The sequence below is a fragment of the Pseudomonas antarctica genome (genome assembly GCF_001647715.1).
Classification (GTDB): Bacteria; Pseudomonadota; Gammaproteobacteria; order Pseudomonadales; family Pseudomonadaceae; genus Aquipseudomonas; species Aquipseudomonas antarctica_A.
This window is the reverse complement of the sequence record NZ_CP015600.1, coordinates 3,434,470-3,450,051: the sequence shown is the minus strand read 5'-3', so window position 1 is coordinate 3,450,051 and position 15,582 is coordinate 3,434,470. Positions and strand designations below refer to the sequence as shown.

Annotated in this window: 13 protein-coding genes; all 13 read right to left on the bottom strand. The window is 62.8% G+C overall.

Annotated elements, in window-relative coordinates:
- Positions 1–11: 11 nt before the first annotated feature.
- The 13 genes from A7J50_RS15580 to treZ all read right to left on the bottom strand — a co-directional run bounded on the left by A7J50_RS15580 (position 12) and on the right by treZ (position 15,569).
- On the bottom strand, positions 12–404 hold the full coding sequence (locus A7J50_RS15580; RefSeq protein WP_064452618.1) for an ester cyclase: 393 nt from the start codon (positions 402–404) through the stop codon (positions 12–14).
- Positions 405–434: 30 nt separating this feature from the next.
- On the bottom strand, positions 435–1,055 hold the full coding sequence (locus tag A7J50_RS15575) for a LysE family translocator (protein ID WP_064452617.1): 621 nt from the start codon (positions 1,053–1,055) through the stop codon (positions 435–437).
- Between the two features lie 222 nt (positions 1,056–1,277).
- Positions 1,278–2,297, bottom strand: coding sequence for an alpha/beta fold hydrolase (locus tag A7J50_RS15570; RefSeq protein WP_064452616.1), 1,020 nt, complete (start codon positions 2,295–2,297; stop codon positions 1,278–1,280).
- Positions 2,298–2,436: 139 nt separating this feature from the next.
- Positions 2,437–3,198 carry a PIG-L deacetylase family protein gene (locus tag A7J50_RS15565; protein WP_064452615.1) on the bottom strand — a complete coding sequence of 254 codons (762 nt, stop codon included), beginning with the start codon at positions 3,196–3,198 and terminating at the stop codon, positions 2,437–2,439.
- 190 nt (positions 3,199–3,388) lie between these two features.
- Complete coding sequence (locus A7J50_RS15560) at positions 3,389–4,048, bottom strand: glycosyltransferase (protein WP_064452614.1); 660 nt, start codon at positions 4,046–4,048, stop codon at positions 3,389–3,391.
- Entirely contained in the window at positions 4,045–4,644 is a 600-nt protein-coding gene (locus A7J50_RS15555; RefSeq protein WP_064452613.1) for an SAM-dependent methyltransferase, read from the bottom strand. Before A7J50_RS15555 ends, A7J50_RS15560 begins: the two co-directional genes overlap by 4 nt.
- Positions 4,641–5,399, bottom strand: coding sequence for a PIG-L deacetylase family protein (locus tag A7J50_RS15550; RefSeq protein ID WP_064452612.1), 759 nt, complete (start codon positions 5,397–5,399; stop codon positions 4,641–4,643). Before A7J50_RS15550 ends, A7J50_RS15555 begins: the two co-directional genes overlap by 4 nt.
- Complete coding sequence (locus tag A7J50_RS15545; RefSeq protein WP_064452611.1) at positions 5,396–6,394, bottom strand: acyl-CoA dehydrogenase family protein; 999 nt, start codon at positions 6,392–6,394, stop codon at positions 5,396–5,398. The genes A7J50_RS15550 and A7J50_RS15545 overlap by 4 nt, the downstream gene beginning before the upstream one ends.
- A 1-nt stretch (position 6,395) precedes the next feature.
- Positions 6,396–8,552, bottom strand: a complete 2,157-nt coding sequence (gene glgX, locus A7J50_RS15540) for a glycogen debranching protein GlgX (protein WP_064452610.1) — start codon at positions 8,550–8,552, stop codon at positions 6,396–6,398.
- Between the two features lie 131 nt (positions 8,553–8,683).
- Entirely contained in the window at positions 8,684–8,953 is a 270-nt protein-coding gene (locus A7J50_RS15535; RefSeq protein WP_064452609.1) for a DUF2934 domain-containing protein, read from the bottom strand.
- 24 nt (positions 8,954–8,977) lie between these two features.
- Entirely contained in the window at positions 8,978–11,746 is a 2,769-nt protein-coding gene (locus A7J50_RS15530) for a malto-oligosyltrehalose synthase (RefSeq protein WP_064452608.1), read from the bottom strand.
- The gene (gene malQ / locus A7J50_RS15525; RefSeq protein ID WP_064452607.1) at positions 11,743–13,827 is read right to left on the bottom strand and encodes a 4-alpha-glucanotransferase; all 2,085 of its coding nucleotides are present in this window, start codon (positions 13,825–13,827) and stop codon (positions 11,743–11,745) included. The genes A7J50_RS15530 and malQ overlap by 4 nt, the downstream gene beginning before the upstream one ends.
- A complete protein-coding gene (treZ, locus tag A7J50_RS15520; RefSeq protein ID WP_064452606.1) occupies positions 13,824–15,569 on the bottom strand; it encodes a malto-oligosyltrehalose trehalohydrolase in 1,746 nt (581 codons plus the stop codon). Before treZ ends, malQ begins: the two co-directional genes overlap by 4 nt.
- Between the last annotated feature and the right edge of the window lie 13 nt (positions 15,570–15,582).

Below are 15,582 nucleotides of genomic sequence, written 5' to 3'. Positions count from 1 at the left end.
GCTCCATCGCCTCATCCATCAAGCTGTTGCTGAATCGCCGCTTTATCGATCACTGACCAGACGTGCGCGATTTTCCCGTCGACGCATTCATAGAATACGTTCTCATCGAAGGTCACCGTCTTGCCATTGATTGGCAGCCCGAAGAACTCACCTTTGGGGCTGACGTTGAAATTCAACCGGCTGGCGAGGGTGGGCGGGTCGGCTACCAACAGTTGGATGCGAAACACCAGGTCGGGGATTTCACGGAAGTCCCGTTCGAGCATGGCGCGGTAGCCGGCGAGGCCGATTGGGGCGGTGTTGTAGGTGACGTCCGGGTGGACGAAGTGGCCCAACTGGTCCCAGTCCTCACGGTTCAGGCAATCGATGTAGCCCTGGTAGAAGTCGGCGAGTTCGGTTTTGGTCATAAATGGGCACTCCGTTGGAGGCGAAGCGGCTCAGGCCCTGCGCGCCATCAACAACACCGTTGCTGCCGCTGACAACAGCCCCGCACAGCATCGATTGAACATCCGCTGGCCACGTGGTTCGGCAAACCAACGGCGCATATGCAGGCCCATATAGGCGTAGGCGCTGATGGCGATCCATTCCAGCATCAGGAACATCGCGCCCAGCAGTGCGAATTGCGGCGTAATTGGTTGGCCGGGTACTACGAACTGCGGGAGGAAGGCGGTGAAGATCAGAATGGCTTTTGGGTTACCCGCCGCCACCAGAAACTCCTGACGCGCCAATGCCCACAATCCCGCCTTGGCCGTAGCCGCTTCAGTCTGCGCCGCCGGATTGGCCCGCCACAACTGAAACGCCAGATAAAACAGGTACGCCGCCCCCAGGACCTTGATCGCGTAAAACAACAGCTCCGAGCTTTGCAGCACCACCGCCAGGCCGGCTGAGGCGAGGGCGATCATGCCCGCGAAGGCCAGCAAGCGGCCAATACCGGCGAGGCAAGAGGTGCGATAGCCATAGCGCGTGGCGTTGCTGACGGACAGCAAATTGTTCGGCCCGGGTGCCATGTTCAGGGCAAAGCAAGCCGGGAGGAAGAGGCTGAGGGTGGCAAAATCCATGTGAACTCCGATAGCGACTCGGGTTGAGGTGCTCACAAGAGTAAGAGATGGGCAGGCGTGATGACAATCGAGGCATTCAGTGTCGCGGGGCCCGCGTCGATGATGACGAGCTGCTGGCCCCGCGTGATTCGTGGATTACTGCTTCATGGCATCGCGTGCGGTGCTCAAGTTGCTGTCTCGACGGTTACCGCCGTTTTGGCCGTCGCCGCTTGCATTTCCCCTTCACAGATGATCCGCGTCAATCACCGCCTTGGCGAACGCCGCAGGCGCTTCCTGTGGCAAGTTGTGACCGATGCCGCCACTGATCAGGCGGAATTGGTAGTTGCCGGTGAAGCGCTTCGCATAGTCTTCCGGCAGAGGGTGCGGTGCGCCGTTGGCGTCGCCTTCAAGGGTGATGGTGGGTACGCCAATCGACGGTGACTGGGCGAGTTTCTGTTCCAGTGCGTCGTAGCGGGCCTCGCCTTGCACCAGGCCCAGGCGCCAGCGGTAATTGAAGACCGTGATAGCGACGTGGTCGGGGTTGTCCAGGCCTTTGGCGCTGCGCTCGAAGGTGGCGTCGTCAAACGCCCATTTCGGCGAAGCGGTCTGCCAGATCAGCTTGGCGAAATCATGGGTGTTTTTCTGGTAGCCGGCGGCGCCGCGCTCGGTGGCGAAATAGAACTGGTACCACCACTGCAATTCGGCTTTGGGCGGCAACGGGTTCTTGCCGGCAGCCTGGTTGCCGATCAGGTAGCCGCTCACTGACACCAGCGCCTTGACGCGTTGCGGCCAGAGCGCCGAGACAATATCCGCCGTGCGTGCGCCCCAGTCGTAGCCGCCGAGCACGGCCTGTTTGATGTTCAGCGCGTCCATGAAGTCGATCACGTCCTGGGCCAGCGCCGCAGGCTCAGCGTTGCGCAGGGTGTTATCCGACAGGAAGCGGGTGTCGCCATAGCCACGGGCGTACGGAATCAACACGCGATAGCCCTTGGCGGCAAGCAAGGGCGCGACGTCGGCGTAGCTGTCGATATCGTAGGGCCAGCCGTGCAGCAGGATGACCACCTGGCCGTTGGCCGGACCGGCTTCTGCGTAGGCCACATCGAGCAGGCCGGCCTTGATGTGCTTGAGGGCGCCGACAGCCGATTGGGTGTGCGATACCGGGTCTTGCGCCTGGGGCATGTCGGCGTGGGCCATGCCCATGGCAGCGAACGGCAACAGGGCAAAGGTCAGGAACAGTGGGTGATGTTTCAACGGCGTATGCATGGCGAGCCTCCTACGGCGGGATGTGTGCCTGGCTCACAGTTGAACGCTGCGTTGTATCGGCTGTGTTTCAGAAACTGTCTCGGGTTAAACGCCATGTATCGCAGGCGGTGTCGTACACAGTGCGATACATACGCCTCACTTAGGTGAACACGATTTCGTAAGGCTCGCGCATGCGCTCCAGCAAATCCTGGGCGAGTATCGGCGCCAGCCCGATTTCCGGGTCGCCGACCAATTGGCTGGCATACGCATGGGCGGCGTGCAGTTTGCGTGCGACGCTCCAGGTGTCCAGACGCACTTTACGCGCGCGTTGCCAAGGGATCACCGAGCCTTCGCGAGCAGGCCAGTGCCACGCCCAGACCGGCACCTCGTACAGGCGCGCCCCCGTCAGTGTGCAGGCTTTGGCACTGGCGCGGCCGACGGCGTCATGGTCGTCGTTGCCGTCGTGGCGCCAAGTGGTGAAGACCACATCACTGGGCTGCAGGTAGCGCGCGATAAATTGGCTCAACGGCTGTTCGCGGGCGGCGAGGGCGTTGTCACTAAAGCCGCCACGAATCCACTTCAGGCTGTGTAATGGCATCCCCAGGCGGCGCAATGCCTCGGCGCTTTCCTGGGGCCGAATCACACTCAGGCGGCTCGCCGGCCATAGGTTTGAGCCTGGATGGCTGGCGCTGCCGTCGGTGATCGAGATCAGCAGCAGTGGGTGTTCAAGGGTGCTGAGCAGTTGCAGCAAGCCCCCACAGGCCAATACCTCGTCACCCGGATGGGGGGCGATGACCACCACTCGCGCCCCTCGGGGCACCAGTGAAGAGGGATTGATGGCGGGGGTTTGCGCCAGCTGGGGCGCACTGTTCCAGATTTGCGCAGGGCCGCGACGGCCCTCGCTTACGCAGGCAGGCTTCATGAATAGTACGTCCTTGTCGATTGATGCTGGGTCGTGCCCCCGTCGGGGACGACTTCTTATATTCAGCTGTGTTTTTTCACAGCAGGCTCCGCTGCAGTGAAATGCGGCCATCCAACCCTGGATGGCCAGCAAGGCGTTTTCAGCATAGACAAGGATTCGTCGCTTTTACATCGTGTAATGTCGATTTTTTTCAGGTGGCCTGCATCAGGCTTTTCAAGTAATCGCCAAACCCGCCTTGTGCACGGCAGTCCAGGCGCGCGCTGGTCGTCACCTGCGGGGTGTGGCTCCAGGCGATTGATGCGCCGCACCGCTCCAGGTTGCGCACCAGTTGCACATCTTCGTGGCAGGCCAGCGGCTCGAAGCCACCGGACTGCACATAGGCGCTTGCACTCACACCCAAGTTGGCGCCGTGAATATGGCGATGGCCGTCGCGAGCTTCATAGGCCTGGTGGTAGCGAATTTGGGCGGCGGGGCCGAAGCCCTGGCTCCAGGCGTCTACGGTCACTGTGCCGCATACCGCGTCGGCGCCCAGCGCCAATTGCGCCACCAACCAGTCGGGGGCGACACGACTATCGGCGTCCGTACACGAAATCCAGCGCGCACCTTGATTCAACAAATGCCGCGCACCCACCCCGCGCGCGTGGCCGACATTGCGCGCTTGTACCTGCAGGCACTGCACTGGATACGCTTGGGCAATCGCCGCACTGCCATCGCTGCAGCTGTCGAGCACCGCGAGGATCTGCACGGCCTCACCGAGCAATCCAGGGTGGCTTGCAGCAATCATTGCGGCTTCGAGGCACTCGGCCAGCAGCGTTTCTTCGTTATGCACCGGGATCAGAATGCCGATCATCGCAAGCCCTCATGGGTGGCGACCGAGGTGCCGTCGCGGCTCCACAGGTCGAGTAGGAAATCACTTTCGTGATGGTGCACGACGTGGGGCATGTCCAGTCGCTGTTGCAGTACGGCATGTACGTGTTCGGCGGTATGCGGGCAGCCTTCGATCGTTGGGCGCCAGTGGCAGGCGAGCAACTGCCCGTCGTCCGTCAGTGAACCGAGGACGCAGTCAATCAGGCGGTGCAAGTCATCGGCGTCGAGGTAGTAGCACAGCTCGCTCAACACGATCAGTTCGAACCGGCCTGTCGGCCATTGTTCGGGCAGGCGGCCCTGGTAGACCTGGGCGTGGGGGAACTCCAGCAACCGGGTTTTCGCCAGCGCGACGGCGGCAGCGGCGGTGTCGCAGCACACCAGGCGGTCGCAGCGCAGCGCCAACTCGGCACTCAGCTCGCCATTGGCGCAACCGGGTTCAAAAATCGACGCATAGCGCGGTCGTGTCAGCACCGCCCCGGTCAGCGCGCGTTTGCGTTGTTCGTACCAGCGTTGGCGAAACGCCCAGGGGTCGTCATTACCCGCGAACAATTGATCAAAATAAGGCGTGGCCACACTCATATGAACACCACTTCAAAAGGTTGCAACAAGCGCTCCACCACAAAGGGCGCCAGCACCGGCGCGAGACCGATCTGCGGGTCGCCCTCCAACTGGCTGGCGAAGGCGTGGATCGCGTGCCGTTTGCGCGCCACCGCTTGGGGTGTCAGCAGGATTTTACGTGCCCGGTGCCATGGCACCTGGCTGTCCTCGGGGGTTGCCCAGTGCCAGGTCCAGACCGGCAACTCGTAGAGGGTCGCGCCCACTGCGAGGGCGGCCTTCGCACTGGCCCGGCCGACGGCTTCATGGTCGCAGTGACCGTCTTCGCGCCAAGTGGTGAACACCACGTCGGTGGGCTTGAGGTAGCGTTGGATAAACGCGCTCAGTTCCTCTTCCCGTTCCGCCACCTTGCTGTCGGTGAACCCCGCGCGCAGCCAGATTAAACTGTGCAGCGGCACGCCCAGGCGGTGCAGGGCCTGTGCCGATTCCTGCGGGCGTATCACGCCCAAACGCGCCACCGGCCAACGGGTGGAGCCGGGATGGCTGGCGCTGCCGTCGGTCACGGAAATCAACTGCAGCGGCCGGCCCAGCGACGCCAAGCCCTGCAGCAGCCCCCCACAGCCGAGCACTTCGTCGTCCGGGTGCGGGGCGATGATCACGGCGCGATGGCCGGCAGGCACCAACTCTTCAATGCTGATATGGGGCAGCTCGGCCATGTGAGACGAGGCTTGCCACTGATGCAGCGGCGTACCCTGGCCTACGATCGGGTTGGGTTTCACAACAGCCACCTCCCTGCAGGTTGCTCAAGCACCAGCTCGCCCAAGGCTGCCAAGTCACGTTCGGCGTGACTCTGGCGCACATACACCGGCAAGTCCGCCATCAACTGGGCGAAGTGTGAGTCTTTGCAATAAGGCCCCGCACCGACCGCGCGACCGACATGACGGATCACCTGTTCGACGGTGTCTTCAATGCAGGCGCGTGCCTGTTGGGCCAACTGTCGAGCATCCGCCCGGGGTTCGCGGTCGATCTGTTCAGCCGCATCACGCAGCACACAGGCAGCACTGTTGAGCAGGCTGTCGACCGCACCCAGATGGGCGAGGGCATGGGGTTCGGGCCGTTTGCTGCATTGCGCGCGCAACACTTCGGCCAAACGTTGGGCGCCGCCATACCAGCATGCCGCGATGCCGACGCCGCCCTGCCAGAAGCCCGGGCGCGACAAGTAATCGCCCGGGCCGCCGACCGCGATGCCCCTGGCCGAGTTGAAGACAATCTCGACACTGGCCGTAGCCGCCATGCCGACGGCGCTCCAACCTTCGTCCGTCACCGTCACGCCAGGCTGGTCCATCTCTACCGCGACCAACTGCTGATGATCGTCTTCGTCCCAGGCCGTCAATAGGCCATGGCTGACCACGGCCGCGCCGGAACACCAGGCTTTACGCCCGTCGACAATTAACCGATGGCCGTCACGCCGCACCCGAACCTTGGCGGTGGGCGGCTCGGCGGCCCACATGCCCCAAAGGCTGCCCAAGGGCGGCAAGGGGCTGTCGAGTTCAGCGATGATCGCCAAGGCATCGGTGTGGCCTTCGAACAGCTTGCACAGGCGCAGATCATGCCCCGCCACCTGTGCCAGCCGGCTGAAGCGCTCCAATGTCTGACCGCTGCCGGGCAACGGCAGCTGGTCCAGGCCTTCCTCCTGAAGCGCCCTCAGGGCATCCCCCAGCGCCTGCGTATTCGCATAGCTGCGGTTGCCTTGAAGGAATCCATGCAGGGCCATTTCACACCTCGTCGTGCTGCAGTTCGAACAGCAACAGTGAGCGGCCGGTGACGGCGTACTCATGCTCGAAATCAAAGCGTTCCTGGGCACGCACCGCGGTGTCGTTGGTATCGAGCATGCAGGTCCAGAACTCGCCCTCAGGCACCGGCGGCAGGCGGAAATTCACCATGTCGTGGTGGGCGTTGACCACCAGCAGCAGGGTGGCATCGCCACCCGGGCGACGAATCCCGGTCTCCTGAGCGCGGCCATCCATCAGCATGCCCAGGCAACGGCCATGGCTGTCCTGCCATTGTTCGGTGCTCATCTCGTTGCCGTCCGGCGCCAGCCAGGTGACATCCTTCACGCCGATATCTTCGTTGTAATCACCCACGAGGAACCGGCCGCGACGCAGGATCGGGTAGGCCATGCGCAGCTTGATCAGGCGTTTTACAAACTTGAGCAGCGCCTTGCCGTCGTCGTCCAGGTCCCAGTTGACCCAACCGATCTCGCTGTCCTGGCAATAGGCATTGTTGTTGCCGTGCTGGGTGCGTGCGAATTCGTCCCCGGCCACCAGCATCGGCGTGCCTTGGGCCAACAGCAGGGTGGCGAAGAAGTTACGCATCTGGCGCAGGCGCAGTGCGTTGATCTCCGGGTCGTCGGTGGGGCCTTCGACGCCATGGTTCCAGGACAGGTTGTTGTTGCTGCCGTCCTGGTTGTCTTCGTCGTTGGCTTCGTTGTGTTTGTCGTTGTACGACACCAGGTCGTGCAGGGTGAAACCGTCGTGGGCGGTGATGAAGTTCACCGAGCTGTAAGGCCGGCGCCCGCGATGGTTGAACATTTCCCCGGAGGCGGTCATGCGCCCGGCGAAGTCCGCCAACTGGCCGTCATCGCCTTTCCAGAAGGCGCGCACGGTGTCGCGGAAGCGGTCGTTCCATTCCACCCAGCCCGGCGGGAAGTTACCCACTTGATAGCCACCGGGGCCGCAGTCCCATGGCTCGGCGATCATTTTCAGCTGGCGCAGCACCGGGTCCTGGCGGCAGGCCACGAGGAAGCTGTGGCGCTCGTCGAAGCCGTCCCGATAGCGGCCGAGAATCGTCGCCAGGTCAAAGCGGAAACCGTCGACGTGCATCTCGGTGGCCCAGTAACGCAGGGAGTCGGTGACCATCTGCAATACGCACGGGTGGCTTAAGTCCAGGGTGTTGCCGGTGCCGGAGTCGTTGATGTAGAAGCGCTTGTCTTCAGGCATCAGCCGGTAGTACGAAGCGTTGTCGATGCCGCGCATCGACAGGGTCGGACCACGTTCGTTGCCCTCGGCGGTGTGGTTGTAGACCACGTCGAGGATCACTTCCAGCTTGGCTTCGTGCAGGTGCGCGACCATTTCCTTGAACTCGGCGATTTTGCCGCTGGCCAGGTAGCGCGGGTCCGGTGCGAAGAAGGCGATGCTGTTGTAGCCCCAATAGTTGGTCATGCCTTTTTGCAGCAGGTGCTGGTCATTGACGAACGCATGCACCGGCAGCAGCTCCACCGACGACACGCCCAGCTGGCGGATATGCTTGAGCACGTCCTCTTCCATCAGCCCGGCACACGTGCCACGCACTGCCTCGCCTACCGAAGGGTGGCGCATGCTGATGCCGCGCAAGTGTGTTTCATAGATGATCGTGCGGTCCCACGGCACGCGCACCGGCTGGTCATTGCCCCAGGTGTGCGCCGGGTCGATGACCTTGCACTTGGGCACGAAGGGCGCGCTGTCGCGTTCGTCGAAACTGAGGTCGTCATCCGGGTGGCCGATGGTGTAGCCGAACAGGGCCTCGGACCATTTGAGTTCGCCCACCAGCTGTTTGGCATAGGGGTCGATCAGCAATTTGTTGTGGTTGAAGCGGTGACCATTGGCCGGGTCGTACGCACCGTACACGCGGTAGCCGTAAATCAGCCCGGGGTGGGCGTCGGGCAAGTAACCATGGAAGGTCTCGTCGGTGTATTCGGGCAGTTCTATGCGTTCCAGTTCCACCTCGCCGGTATCGTCGAACAGGCACAGCTCGACTTTTGTGGCGTGGGCCGAGAACAGCGCGAAGTTAACGCCCAAGCCGTCCCAGGTGGCGCCGAGAGGGAAGGGCAAACCTTCACGAATCCGCGACGGCTCGTTTTCCGGCGTCGGTTGGGTTTTATCGGGTTTGCTCATCGAGTTGCTCCTGCAAAGGGTCTTTTTTCGGGCCGAACGCGGCCGTGCCGACGATCGTTCAGCTGACGCAGTAAAAAGTGAAAATGGCCTCCCGCCGACAACGCGCCAGGAGGCTCATTAGACAAAGTGGCTTAAGGCTTGGGCTTTTTCGGTGCTGCCGGCTTTTTAGCCGCCGGGGGCGCCGGTTTGCCGGCAGCCGGTGCCGCAGGCTTGGCTTTTGCCGCAGGCTTGGGTGCGGTTTTGGGCTTGGCGGCGGCCTTGGGCTTGCTCGGCGTCAGCGCTTCGGCTTCGGCCAGCTTGCGCGCCATTTCCCAGTGGCGCGTGTCCTCCCCATGGGGTTTGCCTTCGGACTCCCAGATCTGATGCGCTAACTCGCGAATGCGTTTGTCTTCAGTACTCATCGAAATGCTCCTCACAGAAAATTTTCAGCTTTCTCGACCATCAGGATTGATAAAGACATTGACCGGGATATCCCCCAGGGCAGCGCTGATCAACAGCTCCTTGTCTGGTGTGACTGCGCCTGTATGAAAAAGTCCCTTCCAGTTTTGTGTTGTGGCGGCAAATGGTAATTTCACCCGCGTATCGCCCCAAACCTGCGCATTGAAGTGGGGCTGCACAGGCTTTTCAGGCGCATTTTCCAGCAGGCGATGGGGCCAACGTGGCACCACCACCAGCAGGCGTTTGCCTTGATGTTCACGAGCGAACGCGACGACGTGGTCCGCGTGTTTGCCGGTGACCTCCAGTGGCGTGTAACTGCCGTACTGAAAGATCTCGGGATCAGCCTTGCGCAGGGCCAATACCTGGGCAATCAGCGCTTGTTTGATACGCCCGTCACGCCAGTTGAACAACAGCTCGCCGGTATCCGGTGGTGTGTTCAGCGCGTGTTGCCGTGCGTTGAAGTCCACCGGGCGCCGGTTGTCCGGGTCCACCAGGCTGAAGTCCCAGAACTCATCGCCCTGGTACAGGTCCGGCACACCCGGCACGGTGAGGCGAAGCAAGGACTGCGCCAGACTGTTCACGGCACCGGCCGGGGCGATGGCGTGGGCGGCGGCGGCGAGGGCGGTCCGCAGCGCGTGGCCTTCCTCGCTGAGCAACAGGCGTGACAGGAACGCTTCGACGGCCTGTTCATAAGCCTCGTTGGGCGCACTCCAGCTGCTCTGCAACTTGGCTTCGCGCAAGGCTTTTTGCTGCCATTGCCAGAGGCGTTGCTGGTAGTCCTCAACGTCAAGCTTCAGGTCCAGCGGCCAACTGCCCAGCAGCACTTGATAAAGGATGAGTTCATCGCCTGCCGATGGACTTTGGGCATCGTCGCGCAATTTGGCAGCGAGGGTACGGCAGTGCTCGACCTGCTCGGCATACCACGGCGCACATTCGCTGAGCACCGCCAGACGCGCGCGGGAGTCTTCGCCGCGCTTGTGGTCGTGGGTGGCGGTGGCCAGCAAGTTGTCCGGGAACGTCTGCAAGCGTTGTTGGTTGACGGCGTGGAACGCGTCCACCGGCGCGCTGAACTGCTCGGTGCTGAAGCCCACGTCATTGCGCGACAGCAGCACCGCCGAGCGATAGAACGCGGTGTCTTCCACGGCCTTGGCGGCGGCAGGTGAGGTCAGTTGCTGGAAACGCACGCAGGCATGTTTGAGTATCTTGCGCTCACGGCCCACCGGGCGATTGCGCCATGGCTGGCCGCCGAGCCATTTTTCCAGATGATCGAGCACCGGCCAGTCACCTTCGCTCAAAGTGCTTCGGGCACCGGCCAGGGCTTGCAGGAAAAACACATCGTCACGTTCGCTGCGGCCCCGGGCACTGATGTAGGTGCGGTACACCGGGAAGTGCACAATCAGCGCCTGCAAGGCGCGGCGGATGGCGCCCAAGGTCAGGTCGCGGGTCATCACGTCATCGCGAGCCACTTGCAGCAGGGCCTGGGCCACGCTTTCAAAGTCACCGGCCAGCGAACCGTTGAGGATTTGCCGGCGCGCCAGCCAAGCCTCTTCGATAAAGGCCGAGGGCCGCTCGCTGTGACGCGTCCACAGGTCGGCGAGGGGGCCCAAGCCCTCAGGGTCATGTTGCAGCAACGACAGTTGATTCATGAATTCGTAGCCGGTGGTGCCGTCCACTTGCCAGTCTTCGCGCAGCGTCTCGCCTTCGCCGAGGATTTTTTCGACGAAGATCGGCAAGTGCCGCTCGGGTGACAGCGAATCCACTCGACGGCGCAGCTTGCGGCAATAACCGCGTGGGTCGGCCAGCCCGTCGATATGGTCGATGCGCAGGCCATCCACCAGGCCCTCGCTGATCAGCTGGAAAATCTTGCCGTGGGTGGCCTCGAACACGGCGCTGCGTTCTACCCGCAACCCGCCCAGCTCATTGACGTCGAAGAAGCGCCGCCAGTTGATGTCGTCTGCCGCCGTGCGCCAACTGGCCAGGCGGTAGGCCTGTTGCTCGAGCAGTGAGTGCAGGCGGTCAAAGCCTTCAGGCTGGCGCCCGTCGAATTCGCTGAGCCTGTGCTCGATGGCATGCAGCACGTCGCCCTCGGAGGCCCGTTCGGCCAGCGCCTGTTTGAGCCACGCCGCTTCGGCATAGGCGTCGTCTTGATAGGCAAGGGCACTGAAGCGGTCGGACAGTGGCTTGAGCAATGCATCGTTGCCCAGAATCGCCGCGTAATCGCGAGGGCAGATCGGGAACCGGTGTTCGTAATGCTCAACGTAGAATGCACCGTGCGCGGCGTCGAAATGCAGGGCCAGGGTGCCGGTTTGCAATGCTTCGCCGTAGTCGCTGCCAAGAAATGGCATCAGCAGTTGGCCCTTGAGCAGCGGGTCGGGCGAGTGCCACTGGATATCGAAGAATTCGCTGTAGCGGCTTAAGCGACCCCATTCCAGCAGGTCCAGCCACCACGGGTTATCGGCGCCGCCGACGGCCATATGGTTGGAGACGATATCGAGGATCAGCCCCATGTCGTGCTCACGCAGCGCGGCGATAAGACGGCGCAAGGCCGGTTCACCGCCCAGCTCGGGGTTGACGGTGGTCGGGTCGACCACGTCGTAACCGTGCATGGAACCGGCGCGTGCGGCGAGCAGCGGGGATGCATATAGATGGCTGATGCCCAACTGGGCGAAGTAGGGCACCAAAGGCACCGCATCATCCAGGGTGAAACCTTTATGAAATTGCAGGCGCTGGGTGGCGCGCAAGGGTAAGGCTTTCATCGGTCACGCTCACGGGCTTGGTTGCGAGCGACGGCCAGCAGTTCGAGGCGGCGGGCAGCGCCTGCATTGTCGAGCAGGCTTGCCGCTTCACCCGCCAGGCGGCGGCGCCAATTGGGATGGGTATCGAGCGTGCCGGGCAGGTTGGCTTGTTCCTCGACGCCCAGGGCGTCCTCCAACGGCAGCAGCACCAGCGGCGCGCGGGTGTGGCCCAGGTAACGCACACTGGCGTCGATCATGTGGTCCGTGTCATTGCGAATTTCATCGACAAAGTTCTGCGGGTCCTGGCTCAAGGCCTGGCGCAGTGCCTGCCGTTCGCGCAGGCGGTGTTCGCTCCATTGCTCCACAGTCGGCGCATCGATCAGGCCCAACTGGATGTTCCACTCGATATCACGGCTGTGCCACCAGCCATTGAGGGTCGGCAAATCGTGGGTGCTGGTGGTTGCCAGGGCGTTGTCCGGCCAGTCGAGGATGGGCTTGAATTGGCCGTCGTGGCCCTGTTCGAAGAGCAACACGCGCATGCCCAGAATCGAACGGCCGATGAGTTTTTCGCGCAGGCCATCGGGTACGGTGCCCAGGTCCTCACCCAGCACAATCGCCTTGTGACGCTGGGATTCCAATGCCAGCAGCCGCAACAGGTCGTCGACCGGGTAATACAGGTACGCACCTTCACGCGGCGAAGCATCCATCGGGATGACCCACAGGCGTTTCAGGCCCATGACATGGTCGATACGCAAGCCGCCGGCGTGAGCGAAGTTAGCCCGCAGCATTTCGATAAAGGCGCGAAAGCCGTTGCGCTTGAGGCCTTCCGGGGAAAACGCCGAGATGCCCCAACCTTGACCGGCACGGTTGAGGATGTCTGGTGGCGCGCCGACAGTCAGGCCGGCCAGCAGCTCGTCCTGACGGCTCCAGGCCTGGCTGCCGCCGCCGTCCGCGCCAACGGCCAGGTCGGCGATCAAACCGACGCCCATGCCGCTGCCTCGGGCGGCTTGCTGGGCGCGCTCCAGGCAGCGGGCGATCAGCCATTGGCTGAAGGCGAAATAGCCGATTTCATCGCGGTTCTCCTCGGCGAACTGCGCCAGTGCCGGGCTCTGCGGGGTCCGCCATGCTTCGGGCCAGTGCCGCCAGTCGAGGTCTTCCCCGGCGGCGGCGCGAACGGCCTGCACGGCCTCGAAGCGGCAGTGGTTTTCCAGGGCTTCGCCGCCCGCCTGTCGAAAGCTCAGGAAGTCGGCATGCTGTGGATGCTCGCCGTGACGGAAGTCTTCATACAAGGCGCGCAACAGTTGTTGCTTGGCCTTGGCGGCGGCGGGCCAGTCGATCAGGGTGTGTTGCTCGAGTGTGTGCAACTCATCGGCCAAACCGCAGGCCTCTATGGCGTTGCGCACTTCGCGCTCGCCAAGAATGCAGCCGGGCGACGCATACAGGCTGTTAAGGAACAAACGGCTGGAGGGTGAATACGGGCTGTAGCGCGTCGTATCGGCACTGAACATCGCGTGCATCGGGCTGATGGCCAGGGCATCGGCGCCACGTTCGGCAGCGCAGCGCGCCAGGTGTTCCAGGGCCAGCGTGTCACCGAAGCCGCCATCGCCCAGGCGGCGCAGCGAATACAGCTGGGCACTCAGCCCCCAGGCGCGGGCAGGTTGGCTGTCAACCGCTTGCGCCACGCTGTAACAATGGGTGGGCGCCACGGCCAGGGTGAAAGTCTGGTCGTCGATATGCACCTGGTGGTAGCCGAGCGCGATGACGCCCGGCAGCACCGCGTTGCTGTCGAGGCGCAGTTCCAGCGTCTCGCCCTGTTCCAGGCTGACGCGGCACGGCGTGTCCGGGGCGAAGTAACGCGCCAGGTCCAGGCCATCGCCGGTGTCGACGGTCATCAGCGGCGGCAAGTGTTTGTCTTGTTGCACCCGCTCCAGTTCCAGCAGGCTGGCATCGATCTCGGCGTCAGTATCGGCCGGGTGGCCCAGGCCTTTGAGAACGGCACGCAGGGCAGCGGGTTTCACATGTTGCGGGCGGCCGTTTGCGTCGATCCAATCGACGGCCAGGCCCGCGCGGCTGGCGAGTATTTCCAGGTTCGCTTGGCTCAAAGGTGCTCTCCAACAGGGGATAAGGCGACGCGTGCGCTGAACGGCGGCAGGTGCGCCTCATCAGTGGCATGCGTTTCGAATAACAGGTGGCGCGGCGCGGGGTGATCCAGCGGTGTGGCACTCAGGTTCAAGTCAATCTGCAACACGCTACCGTTACCCAGGCGCCAACGCGCAGTCACGGCGCCTTCAGCCAGCACCTGTGCGCCGAGGGGAATGCTCCCCGGCAAATGCGGCACGATATGCAGGTGGCGCAGGCTCAGCAGCTGGCGGTAGAGCTGGGCGTGCGAGTTCTCGGTAAAGCTGGGCGCCGATTGCAGGAAGGTCGGCAGGGCATTCGGGTCGGGGATGCGTTCGCGTCGTTCGGGGTCAGCAAAGGCGGCGAAGTCGGCAAACTCGTTGCGCCGACCTTCGCGCACCGCTTGCGCCAGTTCGCCATGGTGGTCAGTGAAAAACAGAAACGGTTCGCTGGCGTTGGTCTCATCGCCCATGAACATCAGTGGGATCATCGGCGACATGAGCAGCAAGGTGGTCGCCGCCTTAAGTGCCTGGGGCGAGCAGAGCTGGTGCAGGCGTTCGCCCAAGGCGCGGTTGCCGATCTGGTCGTGGTTCTGCAAAAACGCCACGAAGGCGCTCGGTGGCAGCTCACCACTGGGTTCGCCGCGCTCATGACCATGGCGTGTGGTCTGGCCTTGATAGATAAAACCTTCGCCCAGGCAGCGCGCCAGTTTCTCGGTAGGGTTTTCTGCGAAGTCGCTGTAGTAGGCGTCGGTTTCGCCGGTCAGCAATACGTGCAGGACGTTATGGAAGTCATCGTTCCATTGCGCATCGAAATCGTGCTTTAACAGGCTGGCCTGGTTGAGTTCGTTTTCCAATACCAACCAGACATGACGGCCGGTGTCCACCTGCTGGCGAACCCGATGTGCCAATTGCTTGAGGAACCCCGGGTTGTCGATGGCGTGTACCGCATCCAGGCGCAGGCCATCGAAGCGGTATTCCAGCAGCCACATCAACGCGTTGTCGAGGAAGAAGTCGCGGACTTCCCGGCGATCAAAATCAATGCCTGCGCCCCAGGGCGTGTGCACTTCTTCCTGGAAGAAGCCTTTGGCGTATTGGCCCAGGTAATTGCCATCGGGGCCGAAGTGGTTGTAGACCACATCGAGGATCACGGCCAGGCCATGCTCGTGTGCGCTGTCGATCAGCGCCTTGAGCTGTTCGGGGGAGCCATAGGAAGATTGGGGCGCGTAGGGCAGAACCCCGTCGTAGCCCCAATTGCGCTCGCCGGGAAATTGCGCCAAGGGCATCAGTTCAATCGCGGTAACGCCGAGTTCGGCGAGGCGCGGCAGTTGCTTTTCAACAGCAGCGTAGCCCCCCAATACGCCAACATGCAGCTCGTAAATCACGGCCTCATGCCAGGGGCGGCCTTGCCAGTTGCTGTGTCGCCATTGATAGGCGAGCGGGTCGACGACGACGCTCCAGCCATGCACATCCGCAGCTTGAGCCCTGGACGCCGGATCGGGAACATCCGTTTCGCCGTCGATGTTGTAGCGGTAGTGAGTGCCCGCCGGGCACTTCACCTCTACCTCAAACCAGCCATCGGCCTGGGGCAGCATGGCAATGGACTTGCCGTCTTCCAATTCAACGCTGACATAAAACGCGTCTGGCGCCCACAAGGCAAAACGCGTGTGTTGCGCGTCCAACATGATTGCGCCGTGGGGCCAGGTTTCCAGATTCCGTGACGGCATCTATGAAGCCCTC

What these genes read in the sequence shown, in the direction of transcription:
- A7J50_RS15580 (WP_064452618.1), bottom strand. Translation starts at nt 404, where the DNA reads ATGACCAAAACCGAACTCGCCGACTTCTACCAGGGCTACATCGATTGC.
- A7J50_RS15575 (WP_064452617.1), bottom strand. Translation starts at nt 1,055, where the DNA reads ATGGATTTTGCCACCCTCAGCCTCTTCCTCCCGGCTTGCTTTGCCCTG.
- A7J50_RS15570 (WP_064452616.1), bottom strand. Translation starts at nt 2,297, where the DNA reads ATGCATACGCCGTTGAAACATCACCCACTGTTCCTGACCTTTGCCCTG.
- A7J50_RS15565 (WP_064452615.1), bottom strand. Translation starts at nt 3,198, where the DNA reads ATGAAGCCTGCCTGCGTAAGCGAGGGCCGTCGCGGCCCTGCGCAAATC.
- A7J50_RS15560 (WP_064452614.1), bottom strand. Translation starts at nt 4,048, where the DNA reads ATGATCGGCATTCTGATCCCGGTGCATAACGAAGAAACGCTGCTGGCC.
- A7J50_RS15555 (WP_064452613.1), bottom strand. Translation starts at nt 4,644, where the DNA reads ATGAGTGTGGCCACGCCTTATTTTGATCAATTGTTCGCGGGTAATGAC.
- A7J50_RS15545 (WP_064452611.1), bottom strand. Translation starts at nt 6,394, where the DNA reads ATGGCCCTGCATGGATTCCTTCAAGGCAACCGCAGCTATGCGAATACG.
- glgX (WP_064452610.1), bottom strand. Translation starts at nt 8,552, where the DNA reads ATGAGCAAACCCGATAAAACCCAACCGACGCCGGAAAACGAGCCGTCG.
- A7J50_RS15535 (WP_064452609.1), bottom strand. Translation starts at nt 8,953, where the DNA reads ATGAGTACTGAAGACAAACGCATTCGCGAGTTAGCGCATCAGATCTGG.
- A7J50_RS15530 (WP_064452608.1), bottom strand. Translation starts at nt 11,746, where the DNA reads ATGAAAGCCTTACCCTTGCGCGCCACCCAGCGCCTGCAATTTCATAAA.
- treZ (WP_064452606.1), bottom strand. Translation starts at nt 15,569, where the DNA reads ATGCCGTCACGGAATCTGGAAACCTGGCCCCACGGCGCAATCATGTTG.